We start from the raw sequence: 21,239 nt of genomic DNA, 5'->3' as shown, positions 1-21,239 counted from the left end.
ATACTGCACCGACAGCCAGCCCAGGTTCAGTGCCGAGACGAAAGCCCTGGCGATCGAGATGTACATGAATGGCATGGGCATCCGGGCGATCGGCCGGGTGCTGGGWGCATCGCCGGCGGGGGTCCTCAARTGGATCCGCAAGGAGCATGCGRCKCTGCARSAGAARYTGGCRCAWGCCGCTCCGGTCGACACCGGGGTAGCCGACGTCATCGAGATGGACGAGATCTACACCTACGTCCAAAAAAACGGCAGCGAGCGGTGATCTGGACGGCGTACAGCCGCCGGCATCGACGCGTCGTCGCATACCATGTGGGCGATCGCGGCGTCAGAAGCGCGACCGCCATCTACACCCTGGYCAAGGCCGCTGTCGGCCAGATCAGCGCCATCTTCACCGACGCCAACTCCTGCTACCACCTCGCCTTTGCGCGGATCGGCGCGCCCGAACCCCACCAGCAGACCAAGGCGCAGACGCATCTGATCGAATCGTCCAACGCCTCGTTCCCGCTTCAACCGCCGAACCAAACGCGCCTCCAAGACCCAACAGATGCTCGAGATCACCCTCGACATCTTCCTCGCCAGAAAACGTCTACAGAGTCCGAMGTGAACACTCCCGCCTGCGCGGGGGTACGCAATGTCGCGGATCATGACGGCCAAGGGTATCCCCCTGCCCGCACCTAAATGGGAGTACGGGACAAGGCGGGGGATAAGTACTTTCGCAGTTACCCTACCTTCGCCGCGTCACGACATCGACAAGGCGATCCCGTCAGATGTCGGCGTATACGTGGCGCTCGGCCTTGGCACCCGGATGGGTCACCGCGCCCTGATAGGCCGGGCCGACCGTCGTCGAATAGCGCCACAGTGCCCCTGCCTGATAGTCGTTGACGCGTGGTTGCCATTTCGCGCGGCGGTCGGCGAGCACGTCGGGGGCGACGTCGAGGTCGATGGTACCGGCTTCGGCATCGATGGTGATGATATCGCCTTCCTCGACCAGCGCGATCGGACCACCCTCTGCCGCTTCGGGACCGACATGGCCGATGCAGAAGCCGCGCGTCGCCCCCGAAAAGCGGCCATCGGTGATCAGCGCGACGCTTTCGCCCATGCCGAGGCCGTAGAGCGCGGCGGTGGTCGACAGCATCTCGCGCATGCCGGGACCGCCCTTCGGCCCTTCATAGCGGATCACGACGACCGATCCTTCCTTGATGCTGCGCGCCTCGACGGCGGCGAAGGCGTCCTCCTCGCAATCGAAAACCTGTGCGGGTCCCGTGAATTGCAGCCGCTTCATGCCGGCGACCTTCACGATCGCGCCATTGGGGGCGAGCGTTCCGCGCAGGCCGACGACGCCGCCGGTCGGCGACAACGGCGTCTTCACGTCGTAGATCACCTTCTGATCGGGGTTCCACGTTACTTCGTCGATATTCTCGCCCAGTGTCTTGCCGGTGACGGTCATGCAGTTGCCGTCGAGCAGGTCGTTGGTCAGCATCGTCTTCATGAGCATGTAGACGCCACCGGCCTCATACATATCCTTGGCGACATATTTACCGCCGGGCTTGAGGTCGGCGACGTAAGGCGTTGATTTAAAAGCTTCCGCCACATCGAACAGGTCGAAGTCGATGCCGGCTTCGGACGCCATCGCCGGCAGGTGCAACGCGGCGTTGGTCGAGCCGCCGGTCGCGGCGACGACGCGTGCGGCGTTGATGAAGGCAGCGCGGGTGGCGATGTCACGCGGGCGTAGGTTCAGGCGGACCAGTTCCATGACCTGCTTGCCCGCGGCAATCGCGATCTCTTCCCGGCTGCGATAAGGGGCGGGCACCATGTTGGAGTTGGGCAGCGACAGGCCGATCGCTTCGCCGACGCATGCCATGGTGTTGGCGGTGAACTGACCCCCGCAAGCGCCGTGGCCGGGACAAGCTACCTTTTCGAGCGCGGTCAGATCGTGCAGCGGACAGGTGCCGGCGGCATAACGGCCGACCGCTTCGAACACGTCGACGACGGTGACGTCACGGTCCTCGAACCGGCCGGGCAGGATCGATCCGCCATAGACGAAGATCGACGGCACGTTCAGCCGGAGCATCGCCATCATCATGCCGGGCAGCGATTTGTCGCAGCCGGCAAAGCCGACCAGCGCGTCGTAGCAATGGCCGCGGACCGACAATTCGACCGAATCGGCGATGACTTCGCGGCTGACCAGCGAGGATTTCATCCCCTGATGACCCATGGCGATGCCGTCGGTGACGGTGATGGTGTTGAAGCGGCGCGGCATCCCGCCGCCGGCTATGACACCTTCGCGGGCGGCATCGGCCTGGAAATCGAGCGTCGTGTTGCACGGCGCGCTGTCGTTGCCGGCGGAGGCCAGCGCGACGAAGGGCTTGGCGATGTCCTCTTCGGCAATGCCCATCGCGTAATAATAGCTGCGATGCGGCGCGCGTTCGGGGCCGACGGAAACATGGCGGCTCGGCAGCCGCGACTTGTCGAATTGCTGGGTCATGGCGACAGCCTATTGCGCAGCCGGAGCGTTCAGCGCAAGTCCGTTGCGCACGACGGCGATCATCTCGGTCAGGATGGCGCACCATCGGGCGACGCCGGCGGCATCGGCGATCAGGTCGTTGCGGATCTCGACCGATAGCGACGCAATACCCTGTCCATTGGCATGACGGTCGAGCGTCGCGTTGAGCAGACGGCCGGAATAGGGCTGCTGATCGCCGGTCGGAATGCCCTGCGCGCGGAGGAAATCGATCGCGATGCGGGCGGCGCGGTCGTCGCGGCCATAGAGGATGCCGGCTTCCCACGGGCGTGGGCCGTCGCCGGTTTCGAGCTGGCGGGTGAAGCTGTGGATCGCGACGATCAGGCGCGGGCGGTCGCGGCGAACCTGCGCGCGGATGGCGCGGTGATAGGGGGCGTGGAAGCGGGCGATGCGATCGGCACGGTCGGCATCAATATTGGCCGGGATGGCATGGCCGTCGGAAACGATGGGGATCAGGCCGGGATGGTCGGTCTGGCGGTGAAGGTCGATGACCAGCCGTGAGACGGTGCCGAGGATCGCGGGCGCATCGAGACTGGCCGAGAGTGCGTGGGTCAGCGGTCCTGCCCCGATATCGACGCCGATATGCAACGACAGCAATTCGGGCGCGATGGCGATATCGGGCGGGACGAATGCCGAGGCGTGATCGCAGAGCAGCAGCAGCGACGTGTCGCGGCCGGGGAGATGATCGGTCATGGAAACTCCGGCGGGCGGCGGGACTGGAAGGCGGCGAGCCCTTCGCGCAGTTCGGGGCCGGCAAAGGCGGCGTCGAACCGGGCCTCGCCACCGGGTTCGGCGTCGAGCGAACGCTTGAGGCCGCGCACGGCTTGCGGGGCGTTTGCGGCAATTCGGGTGGCCAACTGCATGGCGAGCGGGAGTGCCGCGGGGGCGCGGTGGTGGATCAGGCCGATCGCCAGTGCTTCATCGGCGGCGATGGCGTCGCCGGTGAAGAGCAGCCGGGCGGCATGCCCCCGCCCGACAGCGGCGGTCAGGCGGGCGACGTCGGCGGGCGGATAGTGGATGCCGAGCCGCGCGGGCGGAACCGCGAAGCGCGCGTCGTCGCCGGCAACGACGATGTCGCAAGCGAGGATCAGCGCGACCGCTGCGCCGAAACAGCCGCCATCGACTGCGGCGATGACCGGCATCGGCAGCGCGGCGACACCCTCGATCGCGGCGGACAGTGCTTTGCGGAAGGCGGTGGCGCGGTCGGGCTGGCATTGCAGTTCGGCGAACTCGGCGATGTCGGCACCGGCCGAGAAGATGCCCGGTTCACGCGAGGCGATCAGGACGGCGCGGGCGTCGCCGGCGGCAAGATCGGCAACCGCGGCGGCGAGATCGTGCCAGTGCGCGATCGACAGCGCGTTCCTTGCGCTCCCCCGTGCCAGCCAGATCGTGGCGACCTGCTCGCCCTGCGTAACCCCGATCATCGGGGAAAAGTGGGCGGCGTCCGGAGAGACCGCCCACGGACGATCCGCTCGTAGCGTTTGATCCGCGCCCCTTGCCATACAATCTTCGTGCCAGGTCGATCGCCGGGAGGGAATGGCTCACCCTGCCCCGTTTCGATACGAACCGCCGTCACGCGAGGTTCGTTTCGAGGCACCACCAGCCGGGCTGTGCGGTCCGGATGGTGGCGGCGGCGTCGGTGCGGGCGGCGGCGGAGTCGAATAGCGCGAAGCAGGTTGCGCCCGATCCGGACATGCGCGCGAGGCTGACGCCCGGCGCGGCATTCAGCAGGGCGAGCACGGTGTCGATCGCGGGTGCCAGTGCGCGGGCGGGCGGTTCGAGATCGTTGCGACCGGCCAACGCGATCGTCAGCGCATCGCCCTCCGCGATCGGACCGCGATCGATGCGGTCCCATCCGGCAAAGACCTGCGCGGTCGACACGGCGACGCCGGGATTGACCAGCAACACCGGCAGCGTTGGCGCATCGATCGGGGTCAGTCGCTCGCCGCGTCCGCGCCCGATCATCGTCCGCCCGACCAGACAGGCGGGAACATCCGAACCGAGTCGGTCGGCGATCGCCATCAGCGCCGGATCGTCGAGCGCCGCGCCGTACAGCCGCGCCATCCCGCGCAGCGTCGCGGCGGCATCCGCCGATCCACCGCCGATGCCCGATGCGACCGGCAGATGCTTGTCGAGCAGGATCGCGAGCCGGTCGCCGGAGCCGAAGGTCGTCCGAAACGCGTCGCGCGCGCGGGTGACAAGATTGTCGCCCTCCCCGCTCAAACCGGCGGCGAACGGGCCGGTGATGGTGAAGCCGTCGTGCGCGGCGGGGGTTAGCGTCACCGTGTCGCCATCGGCGACGAACGCGAACAGCGTTTCGAGGTCGTGATAGCCATCGGCGCGCCGGGCGCGGACATGGAGCGCGAGGTTGAGCTTGGCGGGAGCGGGTTCGACGATCATCGGATCAGCGTTGCGACGAAGCGGGTCCGTTCGCAAGCTTGCTCGCCAATCGGGCCGCATCCGCGCCCTCCGCCTCGACCGACGCCGCCCGCCATGCGTAGCGCGCCTCGACCCGGCGACCGGCGTTCCAATAGACGTCGCCGAGATGTTCGTTGATCTCGACATCGTCGGGCGCTTCGCGCGCGGCCCCTTCGATCAGCGGCAGCGCGGCGGTCAGGTTGCCGGCCCGGAACCTTGCCCAGCCGAGCGAATCGGCGATCGCCGGGTCCTTGGGCGCAAGCGCATGGGCCTGTTCGAGCATGCGCGTCGCTTCGACGACATTCTCGCCGCGATCGACCTGCGCATAGCCGAGATAGTTGAGCGCGGCGGGTTCCTGCGGGGCCAGTTCGACCGCGCGGCGCAGCATCGGCAGCGCCCCCGCCCAGTCGCCGGCACGGTCGAGCGCCGCGCCGCGTTGCAGATAGAGCGACCAGTCGTTCGCCGCGCCCGGCCGGGCCATGGCGCGGGCATAGACGGCGGCGGCTTCCCCCGCCCGACCGGTTTCGAGCAGCAGATCGGCATAGCGGCGCAGGCCGGCGGTGGTCGCGTCGAGGCGATCGGCCTGTCTGGCGGCCAGCGCCAATGCCGCATCGGGTTTGCCGGCGCGCTGCTGGATGACGATGGCGAGCGCGGCGGCGCTGGTCGCGAACGGATCGTCGGCGGGGATCGCCGCCAGCGTCGCCTGCGCTTCCGCCGTCGCTTCGCTGCGGGCGAGCGCGTCAGCCAGCGCGAGCCGGGCGCGGGAAAAATTCGGGTCAAGTTGGAGCGCCGAGCGGCTGAGCATGATCGCCAGCGGTTCGGTCCCCTCGGCCGACAGGTCGCCGGCCATGCGCGCGAACAGGCGGGAAATGCCGAAGCGGGCATCGCCTTTGCTGCCCCGACCAAGCACGGCCGCGCTGCGCGACAGGACGGGGTCGCCACCGGCAAGCAGTGCGCGCGCCGTCGTACCATCGCCTGCCCGCGCCAGCAGTTGCGCGGCGTTCAGGCGAAGATCGGCGTCGTTGCCGCCGGTGGTCAGCAGGGCACGGACTGCAGCTACGCCTTCCGCCGTCTGTCCGGTCGCGAGCAGGCGCAGCGCGCGGTTCTCGGCGGCATAGCGGCGGGGGATCGCGCCGCCGTCGCCGGTGATTGCCGGCGCGGGCTGATCGACCCATTCGGCCAGCAGCGGCGCGAGGAAGCCCAGCGGCGATCCCGCCAGTCGGGTCAGCGCCATCCGCTGTCCGGCCACGTCGCGCCGGACGACGGCATCGGCGAGGCCGAGGATGTCGAGATCGGGCGGCGCGACATCGGCGGCGCGCAGCACCGCCCCGGCGCGGCGGACCAGCGCCAGGTCACCGCTCGCCAGCGCCTCCCGCAGTGTCCGCACGGCGATGACCGGATCCGACGGCTGTGCCGCCAGCGCCTGTGCATAGCCCTGCGCCGCGATCGTCACCCGGCCATCGGCATCGGCAGCGCGAGCACGGGCATAGGCAGCGAGCGGGGTGTCGGCGGCGGCCGGCGACGCGACCAGCGCCGCCACCAGCAGGCCGATACTACATGTTCGGATAATTCGGTCCTCCGCCGCCTTCCGGCACCACCCAGTTGATGTTCTGCGTCGGGTCCTTGATGTCGCACGTCTTGCAGTGGACGCAGTTCTGCGCGTTGATGACGAATTTGGGATCGTCGCTCTCCGCCCCGACGATCTCATATACGCCCGCCGGGCAATAGCGTTGCGCGGGTTCATCATAGAGCGGCAGGTCATATTTGACCGGGACGTCGGGGTCTTTCAGCGTCAGATGGACCGGCTGATCCTCCTCATGATTGGTGTTCGACAGGAACACCGAGGACAGGCGATCGAAGCTCAGCACGCCATCGGGCTTGGGATAGGCGATCGGCTGCACCTGATCCTTGCGCCACAGGCTTTCGTGATCGGGATGGTGGCCCATGGTGAACGGCATCCGCAGCCCCCAATGCTCCGCCCACATCGTCGCGTTGGCGACGCCCGACCCGACGAAATCACCGAATTTCTTGACCAGCGGCACCACGTTGCGGACGGTGCGCAGCTCCTGATACACCCAGCTCGCTTCATAGGCGGCGGTATAGGCGGTCAGTTCGTCGCCCTGCCGCCCGTCGCGCACCGCGGTAAAGGCGGCTTCGGCGGCCATCATGCCCGACTTCATCGCGGTATGGATGCCCTTGATCCGCGGCACGTTCAGGAATCCCGCCGAACAGCCGACCAGCACGCCGCCGGGGAAGGTCAGCTTCGGCACCGACTGCCACCCGCCATCGTTGATCGCACGCGCACCGTAAGACACGCGCTTGCCGCCCTTCAGGATCGCGGCGATCGCCGGATGGGTCTTCCACCGCTGCATCTCGTGGAAGGGCGAGAGATAGGGGTTCGAATAGTTGAGCCAGGTGACGAAGCCGAGCGCGACCTGCCCGTTCGCCTGATGATACAGGAAGCCGCCGCCGTTCGACCCGCGCGTTTCGCTAAGCGGCCAGCCCTGCGTATGGATCACGCGGCCGGGGACATGGTTTTCGGCCGGAATGTCCCAGAGTTCCTTGATGCCCAGCCCATAGACCTGCGGCTGGCTGTCGCGTGCGAGATCGAAGGTCCGGATGATCTGTTTGGACAGATGCCCGCGCACCCCTTCGGCGAAAAACGTATATTTGGCATGGAGTTCGAGGCCGGGCTGCCAGTCGGGCTTGTGCGTGCCGTCGCGCGCCACGCCCATGTCGCCGGTCGCGACGCCCTTCACCGAACCATCCGCATGATACAGGATTTCGGCCGCCGCGAAACCGGGGAAGATTTCGACGCCCATCCCCTCGGCCTGTTCGGCCAGCCAGCGGCACATATTGCCGAGCGACCCGGTATAGGTGCCGGTATTCTGCATGAACGGCGGCAGGATACGGTGCGACACCTCGCTGCTGTCGGTTGCCGACAACAGCCAATGGTGGTTCTCGGTCACCGGAACCTCGGCCATCGGGCAGCCCATCGTCCGCCATTCGGGCAGCAGTTCGTCCATCGCGCGCGGATCGAACACCGCGCCCGACAGGATATGGGCACCGACCTCCGATCCCTTTTCCAGCACGCACACGGCCAGTTCCTCGCCCGTGTCCGCCGCCATCTGTTTCAGCCGGATCGCCGCGGACAGGCCGGCAGGCCCCGCGCCGACGATCACGACGTCATAGGGCATCGATTCCCGTTCGCTCATCTTCCATCCTCATCGCGGGCGCTGCGCACTGCCCGTATCGTCGCGTCGCTGCAACGCCCTGTCCTCCCCCACGATTTGGGCAGATTGACGGGGAGGTCAAGGAGAGCGTTAAAGGCGACATGGGGGCGGACCAGCATATCCAGTGGCACGAAGCCGCAGCCAGCGCACTGTTATGGTGGCAGGATGCCGGTGTCGACACGCTGGTCGAGGACGAACTGCGCGACTGGTTCGCGGCCCCCATCCCGACCCGAGCGCCCGCTGCCGTAGCGTCGACGCCCGCCGCCGACCTGCCGCCCGACACGCTCGATGCGTTTCTGGCATGGCGCATGGGCGATGCCGCGCCCGAGGCGGGATGGAATGGCGAACGCCTGACCGTCGCCCAGACAAAAAATCCGGCGCTGATGATTTTGACCGACCTGCCCGAAGCCGATGATTCGGCGGAAACGGGCTGGATGACCGGTCCGGTCGGGGTGCTGCTCGACCGGATGCTGGCGGCGATCGGGCTGGACCGGGGTGCGGTGACGATCGCCGGGGTCGCACAGGCGCGACCGCTGGCCGGACGGGTGCCGGACGAGGCGCAGGCGACGCTCGACGATCTGGCACGGCGGCTGGTGACGCTGGTCGCGCCGCGCAGGCTGTTGCTGTTCGGTGCGGAACCGTGCCGGGCCCTGCTGGGGCCGGACGGGCAACGCGGTGGTTTACGGACCCTTCACCATGATGGCATAGACTGCCCCGCCATCGCCACTTTCCATCCGCGCTTCCTGTTGGAGCGGCCCTTGGCCAAGGCGGAAAGCTGGCGGCATTTGCAGTTGCTTACCAGGGAAACGACCACGTGAAGCTGAACCCCATCGTGTTCGCGGCGCTGATGCTGCCCGCCCTCCCCGCTTATGCCGGCGAAGCGCCGACGCTGGTGAGCGTCGCCCGGACCCCGGTCGAGGCGCGGGTGCCGCCGCAATTGTCGCCCGAAGATCGCGATGCCTATACGCAGGTGTTCGCGGCGATCCGCGGCGGGCGCTGGGCCGATGCGCAATTGCGGCTCGACGCGATGAAGCCGGGGCCGCTGCATGCCGTCGCCCGTGCCGAACTCTATACGGCCAAGGGGTCGCCGAAGGTCGAGCTGCCGCAATTGCTGGCGCTGCTGACCACGGCCCCCGACCTGCCGCACGCCCCCGACCTCGCCCGCCTTGCCAGGTTGCGCGGGGCCGACGCCCTGCCCGAACTGCCAATGCAGCAAAAGCTGGTATGGTTCGATGCCGCGCCGGTGCGACTGCGCGCCAAGGCGGCCCGCAGCGACGCGGCCGCCGCGCAACTGCTCGAAGCGATGAAACCGTTCGTGAAGGTCGATGACGGTGCCGCCGCCGAAGCGTTGATCGCCACGCGCGAACCGGACCTGACGCCCGAGGCGCTGACCGAGATGCGTGGACGGGTCGCGTGGATCTATTTCGTGGCGGGCGACGACGCCAATGCCCGGCGGCTGGCGGCGGTGGCGCAGCGTGGGTCGGGCGACTGGGCGGCGCAGGCCGACTGGACGCAGGGGCTTGCGGCGTGGCGGCAGCAGGATTGCGCGGCGGCCCAGACCGCCTTTGCCAGCGTCGCGCAGCGCGCGGGCGATACCGAATTGCGCTCGGCCGGGCTGTACTGGGCGACACGCGCCGATATTGCGTGCGGGCGGCCCGATCTGGTGCAAGGGCGGTTGCAGACGGCGGCGCAATATGGCGAAACCTATTACGGGTTGCTGGCGCGACAGGCGCTGGGGCTGATCGACGGGGCCGATACCGCGGCGCGCGCGCCGGCGACCGACGACTGGCGCGCGCTGGAGCGACGGTCGAACGTCAAGGTCGCCGCGGCGCTGACCGAGATCGGCGAAGGTGCGCTGGCCGACAAGTTGCTGCGATATCAGGCGCGGATCGGCGGCGCGGGCGACTATCCGGCGCTGACCCGGCTGTGCGGCAGCCTGAACCTGCCCGCGACGCAATTGTGGCTGTCGCATAACGGACCGCAGGGTGCCCGGCCGCTGGTCGAGGCGCGCTATCCGGCCCCCGACTGGACGCCCGAGGGTGGCTGGCGCGTCGACAAGGCGCTGGTGTTCGCGCACACGTTGCAGGAATCGCGCTTCGATGCCGGCGTCGTCAGCCCGGCGGGCGCGACGGGATTGATGCAGATCCGGCCCGGTGCGCTGACCGACTATGCCCGCGCGCACGGATTGCAGCTGGAAAAATCGGCGCTATCGAAACCGCAGGTCAATATGGCGGTGGGGCAAAGCTATCTGGAGCAATTGCGCGACCGGCCGTTCACCGGCGGGCTGCTGCCCAAGGTGATCGCGGCATATAATGCCGGGCCGACCCCGGTCGAGGCATGGAACGTCCAGTTGCGCGATGGTGGCGATCCACTGATGTATATTGAATCGATCCCTTATTGGGAGACGCGCGGCTACGTCATGACCGTGCTGCGCAATTACTGGATGTATGAAAAGCAGGCAGGCAAGCCGTCGGCCAGCCGCGCCGCGCTGGCACAGGGGATGTGGCCGAAATTCCCCGGCCTGCCGGGTGCTGCCGCGATCCGCGTGAGCAAGACCGGCCGGACGCGCGTCGCCGATGCCCATTGATGCAAGCCAGGCATTCGTGCCCGTGCGGATCGCGGTGCTGACCGTATCGGACACGCGCGGACTGGCCGAGGATCGGTCGGGCGACACGCTGGTCGCGCGGGTCGAGGGGGCGGGCCATATCCTTGCCGTCCGCGCGATCGTGCGCGACGATATCGACACGATCGTCGCGCGACTGGACCGGTGGATCGACGATGCGGCGATCGACTGCATCATCACCACCGGTGGCACCGGGGTCACCGGCCGCGACGTGACGCCCGAAGCGGTCGAGCGGATCGCGACCAAGCTGATCCCCGGTTTCGGGGAGCTGTTCCGCTGGCAAAGCTATGCCAAGATCGGCACCTCGACGATCCAGTCGCGCGCCATCGCCTGCGTCGCGCGCGGCACTTATGTCTTCGCACTGCCCGGATCGACCGGCGCGGTAAAGGACGGCTGGGACGGCATCCTCGCCGAACAGCTCGATAGCCGCCACCGGCCGTGCAATTTCGTCGAACTGATGCCGCGCCTGCTCGAACGATAGCGTTATTCGGGCACCATTGCCGCCAGCACATGCCCGTCGGGATCGCGGAAATGGAACCGGCGTCCGCCCGGAAACGCAAAGATCGGCTCGACGACCGTGCGCCCGGCGGCTTCGACCGCGGCCAGCGTCGCCTCGAGGTCGTCGACCTGAATGACGGGCAGCATGACTTTCAGCACCGTATCGGCATCGAGCCCGAGATCGGTGTCGCCGGTCGTCGTCGCGGCATAATCGGGGCCGTAATCGGTAAAGGTCCAGCCCATCACCTTCGCATAGAATTCCGCCGCCGGTCCGGTCGCGACGACCGGAAGCTCCAGATAGTTCAATCGCGCCATACCGCTCCCTCCACTCTTGTTCTTGCTACGTTCTAATCGGCGACGTAGGATAGCGCAATGCGCAACCGTCCTGCCCGTGGAGCGACCGAGAACGCAGTGAGCAACCGCTTCGCGCTGCCCTCTCGCGAGGCGGACGGCGACTGGCTCGATTGGCGCGAGACGGTGGACGGCGCGGAACCGATCCTGCGGACGACGGTGACCATCGAGCAACCACGGACGATCATCGCCCGGAACACGTCGCCGGACATGCCGTTCGATCGGAGCATCAACCCGTATCGGGGCTGCGAACATGGCTGCATCTATTGCTTCGCGCGGCCGAGCCATGCCTATCACGACCTGTCGCCGGGGCTGGATTTCGAAACGAAGCTGTTCGCCAAACCCGATGCGGCGGCGTTGCTGCGTGGCGAGCTCGCCAAGCCCGGCTATGTCGCGCGGCCGATCGCGATGGGGACGAATACCGATCCCTATCAGCCGATCGAGCGCGAGTGGCGGATTACGCGCGAGTGTATCGCGGTGCTGGCGGAGACGAATCATCCGCTGAAGATCACGACCAAATCCGACCGGGTGGTGCGTGATATTGACCTGCTGGCACCGATGGCGGCCAGGGGGCTGGTGAGCGTCACGCTGTCGGTGACGTCGCTCGACCCGGTCATCGCGCGGACGCTGGAGCCGCGTGCGCCGCATCCGGCCAAGCGGCTGGACGCGGTCGCGAAGCTGAGCGCGGCGGGGATTCCGACCTATGTCTCGATTTCGCCGGTCATCCCCGCGATCACCGATCACGAGGTCGAACATCTGCTCGAACGCGCGGCGCAGGCGGGAGCGAAAGGTGCGTATTTCCTGCCGGTCCGATTGCCGCATGAGGTGGCGCCGCTGTTTCGCGCATGGCTGGAGACGCATTTTCCCGATCGCGCGGACAAGGTGATGGCGATCGTCCGGTCGCTGCGCGGCGGGCGCGACAACGATCCGGCATTCCATTCGCGGATGCGCGGGCAAGGGGTGTGGGGACAGTTGCTGGCGACGCGCTTCGCCATTGCCTGTCGCCGCAATGGGTTGACCGGCGGCCATGCGCCGCTGCGCTGCGATCTGTTCCGCCCGCCGGCCGGGGCACAGGGCGAGTTGTTCAGCTGAGCGACGGAACCGTTGTCGTATCGCAACGTATTTTCGGGCAAGACTGAACGGGGAATAGGCACGATGACGACACGGATCTGGACCGCGGCCATGCTGTGCGCCGCGACGATCACGACGCCGGTGGCGGCGCAGACGCGATCGATCTCGCAGAACGACCGGGCACAGGGCGCGCAGGCCAATCCGCAACTGCTGGCGCAATATGGCGGCCGCTATTCGGGGCCGCAGTCCGCCTATGTCGAGCGCGTCGGCAAACGGGTGGCGGTGCAGTCGGGCCTGTCGAACGCCAGCGGCGACTTCACGGTGACGCTGCTCAATTCGCCGGTCGAGAACGCCTTCGCGATCCCCGGCGGCTATGTCTACATCACGCGGCAGTTGCTGGCGCTGATGAACAGCGAGGCGGAACTGGCGGCGGTCATGGGCCATGAGGTCGGCCATGTCGCCGCCCGCCACAGCCACTCGCGAAGCACCCGGTCGACGCTCGGCACGCTGGGCGCGACGCTGCTGGGAGCGGTGACCGGCAGCGATCTGGTCGGGCGGATCGCCGGGGTCGGCTCGCAGCTCTATACCCTGTCTTACAGTCGCAATCAGGAATATCAGGCCGACCAGTTCGGCGTCCGCTATGCGACGGCGGCGGGCTATGCGCCATCAGGCATGGCCGATGCGCTTGTCCAGTTGAACGAAGCGCAGACGCTGGCGGCACAGACCAGCGGACGGGGCGGCAATGCCGTGCCGACGTGGATGAGCACCCACCCCAATGGTGCCGATCGCGTCCGGCGCGCACAGGCACTGGCGCAGCAGACCGGGCGCGCGGCCACGCAGCCGGCGCAGGACGTGACCTATCTGCGGATGCTGGACGGGCTGCGCTATGACGACGATCCCGCGCAGGGCGTCATCGACGGCACGACCTTCAAACACCCTGCGCTGCGCGTCCGCTTCACCGCGCCTGCCGGCTATGCGCTGCAGAACGGCACCGATGCGGTGACCATCGCCGGGCAAGGCGGACAGGCCGAGTTCCGAATGGGCCCGGCGGGCGATCCGGCGAGCGTCGTACGCCAGCGGCTGACGGCACTCGGCGCGCAGAATGTCGGCGAGCCGGAGCGGACGCGGATCAACGGCACCGAAGCGGCGATCGGCACGGTACGCGCGAACGCGAACAACCAGGCGGTCGACGTCACCGTCGTCGCCTATCGCTATCCATCGGCGACCTATTATTTCCAAATCGTGACGCCTGCCGGGCGCGGCATCGGCCCGTTCGAATCGCTGCTCGACAGCTTCGGCACGCTGAGCCAGGCCGAGGCGAATGCGATCGTCGGCAAGCGCATCCGCATCGTCATGGTGAAAGCGAACGACACGGTCGACTCGCTCAGCCGGCAAATGGCCTATCCCGATTTTCAGCGCGACCGCTTCCTGACGCTGAACGGGCTGGAGGACGGCGCACGGTTGGTGCCGGGTCAGCTGATGAAGGTCGTGGTGCGGGGCTGACCCCTTCACCTCACCTGCCGCCCGTGCGAAGGGCCGGGGATGACCAGTCACGACGTCATCATTCTTGGCGCGGGCGGCGCGGGCCTGTTCTGTGCCGGCATCGCCGCACAGCGTGGCCGGCGGGTACTGGTCGTCGACCATGCGCCCGAGCCGGGACGCAAGATCGTCATTTCGGGTGGCGGGCGCTGTAACTTCACCAATGTCGGGACCAGCTGGGACCGCTATGTCTCGGCCAACCCGCACTTCGCGCGGTCGGCGCTCGGTCGCTATACCGCGCAGGACTTCCTCGCGCTGGTCGACCGGTACGGGATCGCGTGGCACGAGAAGACGCTCGGGCAACTTTTTTGCGACGGATCGGCCCGACAGATCGTGACGATGCTGCTGGACGAGGCGGCGGGGGCGGACATCCGGTTGGGCCAGCCGATCCGCGACGTGACCCATGCCGATGGCGTCTTCACCGTGCGACATGGCGATCTCGACGCGACGGCACCGGCGCTGGTCGTCGCGACCGGTGGGCCTTCGATCCCCAAGCTCGGCGCGACCGGCTTTGCCTATGACCTTGCCAAGCGCTTCGGCCTAAAGCTGGTCGAGCCGCGGCCGGCGCTGGTGCCGTTGACGCTGCCGCCCGGGGACGCGCTGTTCCGCGACTTGTCGGGGGTCGCGACCGAGGTCGTTGCGGGCGCGGGCAAGGCGATGTTTCGCGAGGCGGCGTTGTTCACCCATCGCGGGTTGTCGGGGCCGGCGATCCTGCAGGCATCGTCCTATTGGCGGCATCGCGAGGCGGTCACAATCGATTTCGTGCCCGACAAGCCGGCGGGCTGGCTGCTCGCCACCAAGCGGGCGCGCCCGCGTGCCGGGCTGCGTTCGGCATTGGGCGCGGCCCTGCCCGACCGGCTGGCCGAGGCACTGGCGGCGAAGTTCGCGGTGACGGGTGAACTTGGCAATGCGCGCGATGCCGTGCTGGGCGATATCGAACGGCGGCTGTCGGGCTGGCAATTCCATCCCGACGGTACCGAAGGGTTCGCCAAGGCCGAGGTGACCGTCGGCGGGGTCGCGACCGACGGCCTGAACCAGAAGACGATGGCGGCAAAGCACCTGCCCGGCCTGTATGTGATCGGCGAGGCGGTCGACGTGACCGGCTGGCTCGGCGGCTATAATTTCCAGTGGGCATGGTCGAGCGGCTGGGCGGCGGGACAGGCGGTGTGACGCGCAAGGCGTCGTTCCCGCCGGTGGTCGATGCAGGGACGCGTGTGCTGATCCTCGGCAGCCTGCCGGGTGACGCCTCGCTGGCGGCGGGGCGCTATTACGCGCATCCGCAGAACCAGTTCTGGCGGTTGCTGTCGCCGGTGGTCGGGGTGGAGTTGCCTGTGCTTGCGTATGACGACCGGCTGGCAGCGCTGCGGACGGCGGGGATCGGGCTATGGGACGTGGTGGCGAGCGCGACCCGGCCAGGCAGCAGCGATGCCGCGATCCGCGATGCTACCGCGAACGATGTGGCGGCGCTGATCGCGACGCTGCCGGCACTGCGGCTGGTGGCGTTCAATGGCGGGACGGCGTGGAAGGCCGGACGCGGTATGGTGGCCGGCGTCGGGACGCTGGCGCTGCCGTCGAGTAGTCCGCTGCATACGGTCGGCGTGGCCGCGAAGCAGGTGGCTTGGGACGCCATTCGGGACTGTCTTTGAACCGAAGAGCGATACCCCATTCCACGCTCCTACAGCAGCGGTCGGTCGGCAGGTAGATAGCGCTGGCGAGCCTCCGGCCTGATCCGGTAGGTTTCGCCGACCAGTATCAAATCTTTCGCGAGGGGCAGGCCGCCTGTCGGAAGAATGGGAATAGCATGACGGGCCGGCCAATGCCGGTCGATGTCCGCGATCAACGCTTCGCGAAAGCGCGTGGCACGGCCCACACCGGTTCCTTTGGGAAACGTAATCCATATTCGTCCGATGTGACCCCGGTCATCGGCCAGCATCTGGTTCTCCTCATCCTCAGTCCCCTGCCAGACCCCTACGTTGAAACTGCTACGGAATGACGCCGGAAGAGAGGATGTCCGTTCGAACTCCTGCCACTTCTTCGATACGTCATCGACATGAAAACCAGCCGCCAGCGCATGGCGGCGTAAAATCTCCACGAGCAAACGGCGATCCGCATCGTCACGCGGCACGACCTCCAAGGCGGCTAAGGTGCGGACCCGTTCCTGATCGACGGGTCCGCAGGCGGTCATCAGCAATAGAAACGCTATGCACCGCATCCTGTTCATACCGGCACCCTGGATCACTGCCATCGACCAAAACGCATACCAACCCCGGCTCCCCGGTTGCAATCGCCCTGCCCCCTGCCCCATAGCGTCGCCTATGTCCGACGAACGCGATGTTTCCGCCCTGTCCTTCGAAGATGCGCTCCGCGAACTCGAGGGAATCGTAAGCCGGCTGGAGACGGGTCAGGAAGACCTCCAGACCGCGATCGACCTGTATGCCCGGGGCGACCTGCTCCGCGCGCAATGCGCCGCGCGGCTCGATGCGGCGCAGGCGCGGATCGAGGCGATCCGGGTCGATGCCGAAGGGCGCGCCTCGACCCAGCCGTTCGACGCACAATAATGGCGACGATCGCGCCGCCGGTGTCGCTGAACGCCGCCCTTCGGGAAGTCTCGGCAGAGATGGATCGCCAGTTCGACGCGCTGCTGCCGGTTCCCGGCGATCCGCGCGCGAACCTGTACCGCGCGATGCGCCATGCTGCGATCGGCGGCGGCAAAAGGCTGCGGCCGCTGCTGGTGTTCGCGACCGCGCGTCTGTTCAATGTCGAGCGGAGCCGCGCCGCGCGCGCCGCGCTCGCGATCGAATGCATCCATGTCTACAGCCTGATCCATGACGATCTGCCGGCGATGGACGACGACGACATGCGTCGCGGCAAGCCGACGGTGCACAAGGCGTATGACGAAGCGACCGCGATCCTTGCCGGCGATTGCCTGCACGCGCTGGCGTTCGAGATCCTTGCGCACGAGGCGACCCATCCCGACAGCCATGTCCGCATCGAACTGATCGCCGATCTGGCGCACGCGTCCGGCCCGTCGGGCATGGCGGGCGGTCAGGCGATGGACCTCGAAGCCGAGGAAACGAGCTTCGACCTGAACACCGTCACCCGGTTGCAGGCGATGAAGACCGGCGCGCTGATCGCCTGTTCGGTGGAGGCAGGTGTGATCCTCGGCCGGCTGCCCGCCGACCAGCGCACGTCGCTGCGCGGGTTCGCGCGCGACATCGGCCTCGCCTTCCAGATCGCCGACGACATTCTCGACGTCGAGGGCGACGAGGCGGCGGTGGGCAAAGCGCTGCGCAAGGACGGCGAAGCGGGCAAGGAGACGTTCCTCTCGCTGCTCGGCCTCGACCGCGCACGCGAACAGGCACGGATGCTGGTCGAACAGTCGATCGAGCATCTTCGCGACTTCGGCCACGAAGCCGACCTGCTGCGCGCCATCGCCCGCTATGTGCTGGAGCGCGATCGGTGAGGATCGGCGTCTATCCCGGCACCTTCGATCCGATCACGCGCGGGCATATGGATATCATCCGGCGGGGCGCGAAGCTGGTCGACCGGCTGGTGATCGGCGTTACGACCAATCCGTCGAAATCGCCGATGTTCTCGCTCGACGAACGGCTGGCGATGGTCGAGCGCGAGGTTGCCGGCGTTGGCGGCGATATCCGGGTCGTGGCGTTCGATGCGCTGCTGATGACCTTTGCCGAGCGGCAGGGCGCGAGCGTGATCGTGCGGGGCTTACGCGCCGTCGCCGATTTCGAATATGAATATCAGATGGCGGGCATGAACCAGCAGCTGAACGACCGGATCGAAACGGTCTTCCTGATGGCCGACGTCTCGCTGCAACCGATCGCGTCGCGGCTGGTCAAGGAGATCGCGATGTATGGCGGATCGATCGCAAGGTTCGTGTCCCCGGCAGTTTGCGAAGAGGTGATCGCGCGGGTCGAGAAACTGGGGCGCAAGGGGGACTAGGTCCTCCCCATTCATGGGGAGGGGGACTATGCGCAGCATGGTGGAGGGGGGGCATGCCCGAACGGAGCGCCAGCGGCGAGGCCCCTCCACCAGCCTATGGCTGGTCCCCCTCCCCGCGGGGCGGGGAGGAGCTTAGATGCGCCGTTTCCACCACCATGTCAGACCGCCTAATATCACCAGCGCGATGCCGCCGCCCGCCAACACCTGCCATGAGGGCAGCCAGCGGCCGATCAGTTCGCTGAGCCCATGGCCGAACCAATAGCCAATCGACACGAAGATCGTCGCCCATAGCAGCGCCGCCGATCCGTTGAGGATCGCGAAGCGGGCCAGCGGCAGGCGGGTGGTGCCGATCGCGACGGGGCTGACGGTGCGCAATCCGTAGAGGAAGCGGAAGGCGAAAACGAATAGAGTCGGATGCCGCTCGAACGTGGTCAGCGCCCGGGCGAAGGCCGGCTTGCCGCGCCATCGCACCACGCGCGGATGATCGCGAAACCGGCGGCCGGCGGCGAAGAAGAGCTGGTCGGCGATGAACGACCCGATCGCCGCCGCGAGGATCGCGCCGACATAGGGCAGGCTGCCGCGCTCGACCATGATCCCGCCGAGGACGACGACCGTCTCCCCCTCCATGCCCGCGCCGAGCAGCAGCGCGGCAAGGCCGTAGCGCGCGACCAGCGCTTCGATCGTCATGGGCGGGCTTTCGGCATCGCCGCACCGTAGCGGCAAGCCGGGGCGGGTAAAGCGAAACACGCCCCTTCCGCACGACCGGCGCGATCGCTAAATGCCGACGATGCTCGCTCCTCCCCTCCCCTCGCGCGCCCGGCCGGGTGCAGTCGCCCGCTGGCTGTGGTGGGTGGCCGCGCTGATCGTCGCGATGGTCGTGGTCGGGGGCATTACCCGGCTGACCGAATCCGGGTTGTCGATCACCGAATGGAAGCCGTTGTCGGGCACCCTGCCGCCACTGAACGCCGCGCAATGGGAGGCGGAGTTCGCCAATTACCGGCGCATTCCCGAATATCAGCTGCTCAACCAGGGCATGACGCTGGCGCAGTTCAAGGGCATTTTCTTCTGGGAATATGTCCACCGGCTGCTCGGTCGCGTGATCGGGCTGGCATTTGCGCTGCCGCTGGCATGGTTCTGGGTCCGGCGGGCGATCCCGGCGGGGTATAAGGGCCGGTTGGTAGCGCTGCTGGCGCTGGGCGGTTTGCAGGGTGCGATCGGCTGGTGGATGGTCGCGTCGGGGCTGTCGGTGCGGACCGACGTGTCGCATATCCGGCTGTCGGTACATCTGCTCAACGCGCTGTTGATCCTTGCCGGAACGGTGTGGACCGCGCTCGACCTGCGCGAACTGGCGGCCGATCGCCATGCGCAGCCGGCGCGGATGACGACGATCGGGGCGGTTGCCGGGCTGGTGCTGTTCGTCCAGCTGCTGTTCGGGGCATGGGTTGCCGGGCTGAACGCCGGGCTGGTCACCGACCAGTGGCCGCTGATGAACGGGCGGTTCTTTCCGGCGGACGAATGGGCGGCGCGCGCGCCGCTCGATGCGATCGTCAACGATCCCTATGTAGTGCACTTCATCCACCGCTGGTGGGCGTGGGTGACGGTCGCGGTGCTGATCGTGCTGGCGCGCGCGGCCAAGCGCGCCGGGCACCCGAAGGTGGCAAAGGTTGTGCATATCGCGTTCGGCGTCCAGATCCTGCTGGGCATCTCGACCGTGATGACCGGGGTCCGGATCGAGGTGGCGGCGCTGCACCAGTTGGTCGGTGCGATGCTGGTCGTCGCCACCACCTGGGCCGCCCACGCGACCGGTCGGCGGGCTTAGGGTATTTAGATACCCGTCAGCAAAGCCGCTGTTTGCTTGACTTCCCAGGCCCCTTTCGGCATTTAGCCAGCGTTCGCACCGCTCCGGTTCGGAACGGACGCGTTAATCTTCCGAAAGGTCCAACGCCCATGAAGGCGCTCATGAAGACCACCAAGTCGGCCAAGCCGCACGAGGTGGAGAAGAAATGGCATATCGTCGATGCCGACGGCCTGGTGGTCGGTCGCGCTGCGTCGATCATCGCCAACGTGCTGCGCGGCAAGCACAAGACGTCGTTCACCCCGCACGTCGATTGCGGTGACAACGTCGTCGTCATCAATGCCGACAAGATCCGCTTCACCTCGAACAAGGCGAAGACGAAGACCTATTACAAGCACACCGGCTATGCCGGCGGCATCAAGGCGGTCACCGCCGAGAAGGTCCTCGAAGGTCGTTTCCCCGAGCGCGTCCTTGAAAAGGCCGTCGAGCGGATGATCCCGCGCGGACCGTTGGGCCGTGAGCAGATGCGCAACCTGCGCATCTTCAAGGGCACCGAGCATCCGCACGGCGCGCAGAACCCCGAGGTTCTCGACATCGCGGGCATGAACCGCAAGAACAAGGTGGGCGCATAATGTCCGACAACCGCCAGTCCCTTTCCGACCTCGCCAACCTGACCGGTCAGCAGGCTCCGGCCGCCGCACCGCAGGCTTCGGCCCCGCAGGTCGACGGTACCGAAGCACCCGCCGCTTCGGTCGAGCCGCCCCGTCCGACGATGCCGTTGCGCGCGCAGGAAATCGACGCCTATGGCCGCGCCTATGCGACCGGCCGTCGCAAGGATGCCGTCGCTCGCGTCTGGATCAAGCCGGGTTCGGGCAAGATCACGATCAACGGCCGCGACCAGGAAGTGTATTTCGCACGTCCGACGCTGCGTCTCGTCATCAACCAGCCGTTCGGCGTCGCCGACCGCAATGGTCAGTATGACGTGATCTGCACCGTCAAGGGCGGTGGCCTGTCGGGTCAGGCCGGCGCGGTCAAGCATGGCATCAGCCAGGCACTGACCCGCTACGAGCCGATCCTGCGCGCACCGGTCAAGGCCGCCGGGTTCCTGACCCGCGACAGCCGCGCGGTCGAGCGTAAGAAGTACGGCAAGGCGAAGGCCCGCCGCAGCTTCCAGTTCTCGAAGCGCTAAACGTCGTCTGGAAGCGCGCCCGGCCGGGTGGGCTTCGCGAT

22 protein-coding genes and 1 pseudogene are annotated in these 21,239 nt (G+C 67.4%); 14 read left to right on the top strand and 9 right to left on the bottom strand.

What is annotated here, in order from left to right:
* Nucleotides 1–262, top strand: a pseudogene (locus tag ASE70_RS20490) (hypothetical protein); the annotation flags it as partial.
* Nucleotides 263–763: 501 nt separating this feature from the next.
* Here ASE70_RS20490 and ilvD read toward each other — a convergent pair.
* From ilvD to ASE70_RS01850, 6 genes are all read right to left on the bottom strand, one after another.
* Nucleotides 764–2,485, bottom strand: coding sequence for a dihydroxy-acid dehydratase (gene ilvD, locus ASE70_RS01875; RefSeq protein ID WP_056403524.1), 1,722 nt, complete (start codon nucleotides 2,483–2,485; stop codon nucleotides 764–766).
* A 9-nt stretch (nucleotides 2,486–2,494) separates the two neighbouring features.
* On the bottom strand, nucleotides 2,495–3,214 hold the full coding sequence (locus ASE70_RS01870; protein WP_056500743.1) for an N-formylglutamate amidohydrolase: 720 nt from the start codon (nucleotides 3,212–3,214) through the stop codon (nucleotides 2,495–2,497).
* Complete coding sequence (locus tag ASE70_RS01865; protein WP_056403528.1) at nucleotides 3,211–3,945, bottom strand: enoyl-CoA hydratase/isomerase family protein; 735 nt, start codon at nucleotides 3,943–3,945, stop codon at nucleotides 3,211–3,213. The genes ASE70_RS01870 and ASE70_RS01865 overlap by 4 nt, the downstream gene beginning before the upstream one ends.
* Nucleotides 3,946–4,093: 148 nt before the next feature.
* Nucleotides 4,094–4,921, bottom strand: coding sequence for a 4-(cytidine 5'-diphospho)-2-C-methyl-D-erythritol kinase (locus tag ASE70_RS01860; protein ID WP_056500739.1), 828 nt, complete (start codon nucleotides 4,919–4,921; stop codon nucleotides 4,094–4,096).
* A gap of 4 nt (nucleotides 4,922–4,925) precedes the next feature.
* On the bottom strand, nucleotides 4,926–6,479 hold the full coding sequence (locus ASE70_RS01855) for a tetratricopeptide repeat protein (protein ID WP_235519515.1): 1,554 nt from the start codon (nucleotides 6,477–6,479) through the stop codon (nucleotides 4,926–4,928).
* A 13-nt stretch (nucleotides 6,480–6,492) separates the two neighbouring features.
* Nucleotides 6,493–8,154: an electron transfer flavoprotein-ubiquinone oxidoreductase gene (locus ASE70_RS01850; RefSeq protein ID WP_056500737.1), complete on the bottom strand. Its 1,662-nt coding sequence runs from the start codon at nucleotides 8,152–8,154 to the stop codon at nucleotides 6,493–6,495.
* 119 nt (nucleotides 8,155–8,273) lie between these two features.
* On the opposite strand from ASE70_RS01850, the gene ASE70_RS01845 reads away from it, so the two are divergent.
* Genes ASE70_RS01845 through moaB form a run of 3 tightly spaced genes read left to right on the top strand, consistent with a single transcriptional unit; the run spans nucleotide 8,274 to nucleotide 11,276 of the window.
* Nucleotides 8,274–8,990, top strand: a complete 717-nt coding sequence (locus ASE70_RS01845) for a uracil-DNA glycosylase family protein (protein ID WP_056500734.1) — start codon at nucleotides 8,274–8,276, stop codon at nucleotides 8,988–8,990.
* Between the two features lie 29 nt (nucleotides 8,991–9,019).
* Nucleotides 9,020–10,759 carry a lytic transglycosylase domain-containing protein gene (locus ASE70_RS01840; RefSeq protein WP_056500877.1) on the top strand — a complete coding sequence of 580 codons (1,740 nt, stop codon included), beginning with the start codon at nucleotides 9,020–9,022 and terminating at the stop codon, nucleotides 10,757–10,759.
* Complete coding sequence (gene moaB / locus ASE70_RS01835) at nucleotides 10,749–11,276, top strand: molybdenum cofactor biosynthesis protein B (RefSeq protein ID WP_056500730.1); 528 nt, start codon at nucleotides 10,749–10,751, stop codon at nucleotides 11,274–11,276. Before ASE70_RS01840 ends, moaB begins: the two co-directional genes overlap by 11 nt.
* Before the next feature lie 2 nt (nucleotides 11,277–11,278).
* On the opposite strand, the gene ASE70_RS01830 is transcribed toward moaB, so the two are convergent.
* The gene (locus ASE70_RS01830) at nucleotides 11,279–11,608 is read right to left on the bottom strand and encodes a VOC family protein (protein ID WP_056500728.1); all 330 of its coding nucleotides are present in this window, start codon (nucleotides 11,606–11,608) and stop codon (nucleotides 11,279–11,281) included.
* Between the two features lie 57 nt (nucleotides 11,609–11,665).
* On the opposite strand from ASE70_RS01830, the gene ASE70_RS01825 reads away from it, so the two are divergent.
* The 4 genes from ASE70_RS01825 (at nucleotide 11,666) to ASE70_RS01810 (ending at nucleotide 15,900) form a co-directional block, all read left to right on the top strand.
* Nucleotides 11,666–12,736 (top strand): PA0069 family radical SAM protein, encoded by a 1,071-nt coding sequence (locus ASE70_RS01825; RefSeq protein ID WP_056500725.1) that lies wholly within the window; start codon nucleotides 11,666–11,668, stop codon nucleotides 12,734–12,736.
* A 63-nt stretch (nucleotides 12,737–12,799) separates the two neighbouring features.
* Entirely contained in the window at nucleotides 12,800–14,218 is a 1,419-nt protein-coding gene (locus ASE70_RS01820) for a M48 family metalloprotease (RefSeq protein ID WP_200925576.1), read from the top strand.
* 39 nt (nucleotides 14,219–14,257) lie between these two features.
* On the top strand, nucleotides 14,258–15,424 hold the full coding sequence (locus tag ASE70_RS01815) for an NAD(P)/FAD-dependent oxidoreductase (protein WP_056500722.1): 1,167 nt from the start codon (nucleotides 14,258–14,260) through the stop codon (nucleotides 15,422–15,424).
* Nucleotides 15,388–15,900 carry a DNA-deoxyinosine glycosylase gene (locus tag ASE70_RS01810; protein WP_056500720.1) on the top strand — a complete coding sequence of 171 codons (513 nt, stop codon included), beginning with the start codon at nucleotides 15,388–15,390 and terminating at the stop codon, nucleotides 15,898–15,900. The genes ASE70_RS01815 and ASE70_RS01810 overlap by 37 nt, the downstream gene beginning before the upstream one ends.
* A 29-nt stretch (nucleotides 15,901–15,929) precedes the next feature.
* Here ASE70_RS01810 and ASE70_RS01805 read toward each other — a convergent pair whose 3' ends face one another.
* Entirely contained in the window at nucleotides 15,930–16,499 is a 570-nt protein-coding gene (locus ASE70_RS01805; protein WP_156355898.1) for a hypothetical protein, read from the bottom strand.
* 70 nt (nucleotides 16,500–16,569) lie between these two features.
* Between ASE70_RS01805 and ASE70_RS01800 the strand changes: the two genes are divergently transcribed.
* From ASE70_RS01800 to coaD, 3 genes are read left to right on the top strand one after another with little or no spacing between them, the layout of a single operon-like run.
* Complete coding sequence (locus ASE70_RS01800) at nucleotides 16,570–16,812, top strand: exodeoxyribonuclease VII small subunit (RefSeq protein WP_055999565.1); 243 nt, start codon at nucleotides 16,570–16,572, stop codon at nucleotides 16,810–16,812.
* A complete protein-coding gene (locus ASE70_RS01795) occupies nucleotides 16,812–17,717 on the top strand; it encodes a polyprenyl synthetase family protein (RefSeq protein WP_056500715.1) in 906 nt (301 codons plus the stop codon). Before ASE70_RS01800 ends, ASE70_RS01795 begins: the two co-directional genes overlap by 1 nt.
* Nucleotides 17,714–18,214, top strand: a complete 501-nt coding sequence (gene coaD, locus ASE70_RS01790; protein WP_082449697.1) for a pantetheine-phosphate adenylyltransferase — start codon at nucleotides 17,714–17,716, stop codon at nucleotides 18,212–18,214. The genes ASE70_RS01795 and coaD overlap by 4 nt, the downstream gene beginning before the upstream one ends.
* 132 nt (nucleotides 18,215–18,346) lie before the next feature.
* Here coaD and ASE70_RS01785 read toward each other — a convergent pair whose 3' ends face one another.
* Complete coding sequence (locus ASE70_RS01785; protein ID WP_056403564.1) at nucleotides 18,347–18,901, bottom strand: DedA family protein; 555 nt, start codon at nucleotides 18,899–18,901, stop codon at nucleotides 18,347–18,349.
* Between the two features lie 100 nt (nucleotides 18,902–19,001).
* Between ASE70_RS01785 and ASE70_RS01780 the strand changes: the two genes are divergently transcribed.
* The 3 genes from ASE70_RS01780 to rpsI all read left to right on the top strand — a co-directional run bounded on the left by ASE70_RS01780 (nucleotide 19,002) and on the right by rpsI (nucleotide 21,198).
* Entirely contained in the window at nucleotides 19,002–20,033 is a 1,032-nt protein-coding gene (locus ASE70_RS01780; RefSeq protein WP_056500869.1) for a COX15/CtaA family protein, read from the top strand.
* 128 nt (nucleotides 20,034–20,161) lie between these two features.
* Nucleotides 20,162–20,641, top strand: a complete 480-nt coding sequence (gene rplM, locus ASE70_RS01775) for a 50S ribosomal protein L13 (protein WP_082439099.1) — start codon at nucleotides 20,162–20,164, stop codon at nucleotides 20,639–20,641.
* On the top strand, nucleotides 20,641–21,198 hold the full coding sequence (gene rpsI / locus ASE70_RS01770) for a 30S ribosomal protein S9 (RefSeq protein WP_082450509.1): 558 nt from the start codon (nucleotides 20,641–20,643) through the stop codon (nucleotides 21,196–21,198). The genes rplM and rpsI overlap by 1 nt, the downstream gene beginning before the upstream one ends.
* The last annotated feature ends 41 nt before the right edge of the window (nucleotides 21,199–21,239 follow it).

This window comes from Sphingomonas sp. Leaf22 (assembly GCF_001421715.1).
GTDB lineage: Bacteria > Pseudomonadota > Alphaproteobacteria > Sphingomonadales > Sphingomonadaceae > Sphingomonas.
The sequence above is the reverse complement of the archived record's forward strand: the minus strand, read 5'-3'. Positions and strand labels throughout refer to the sequence as shown.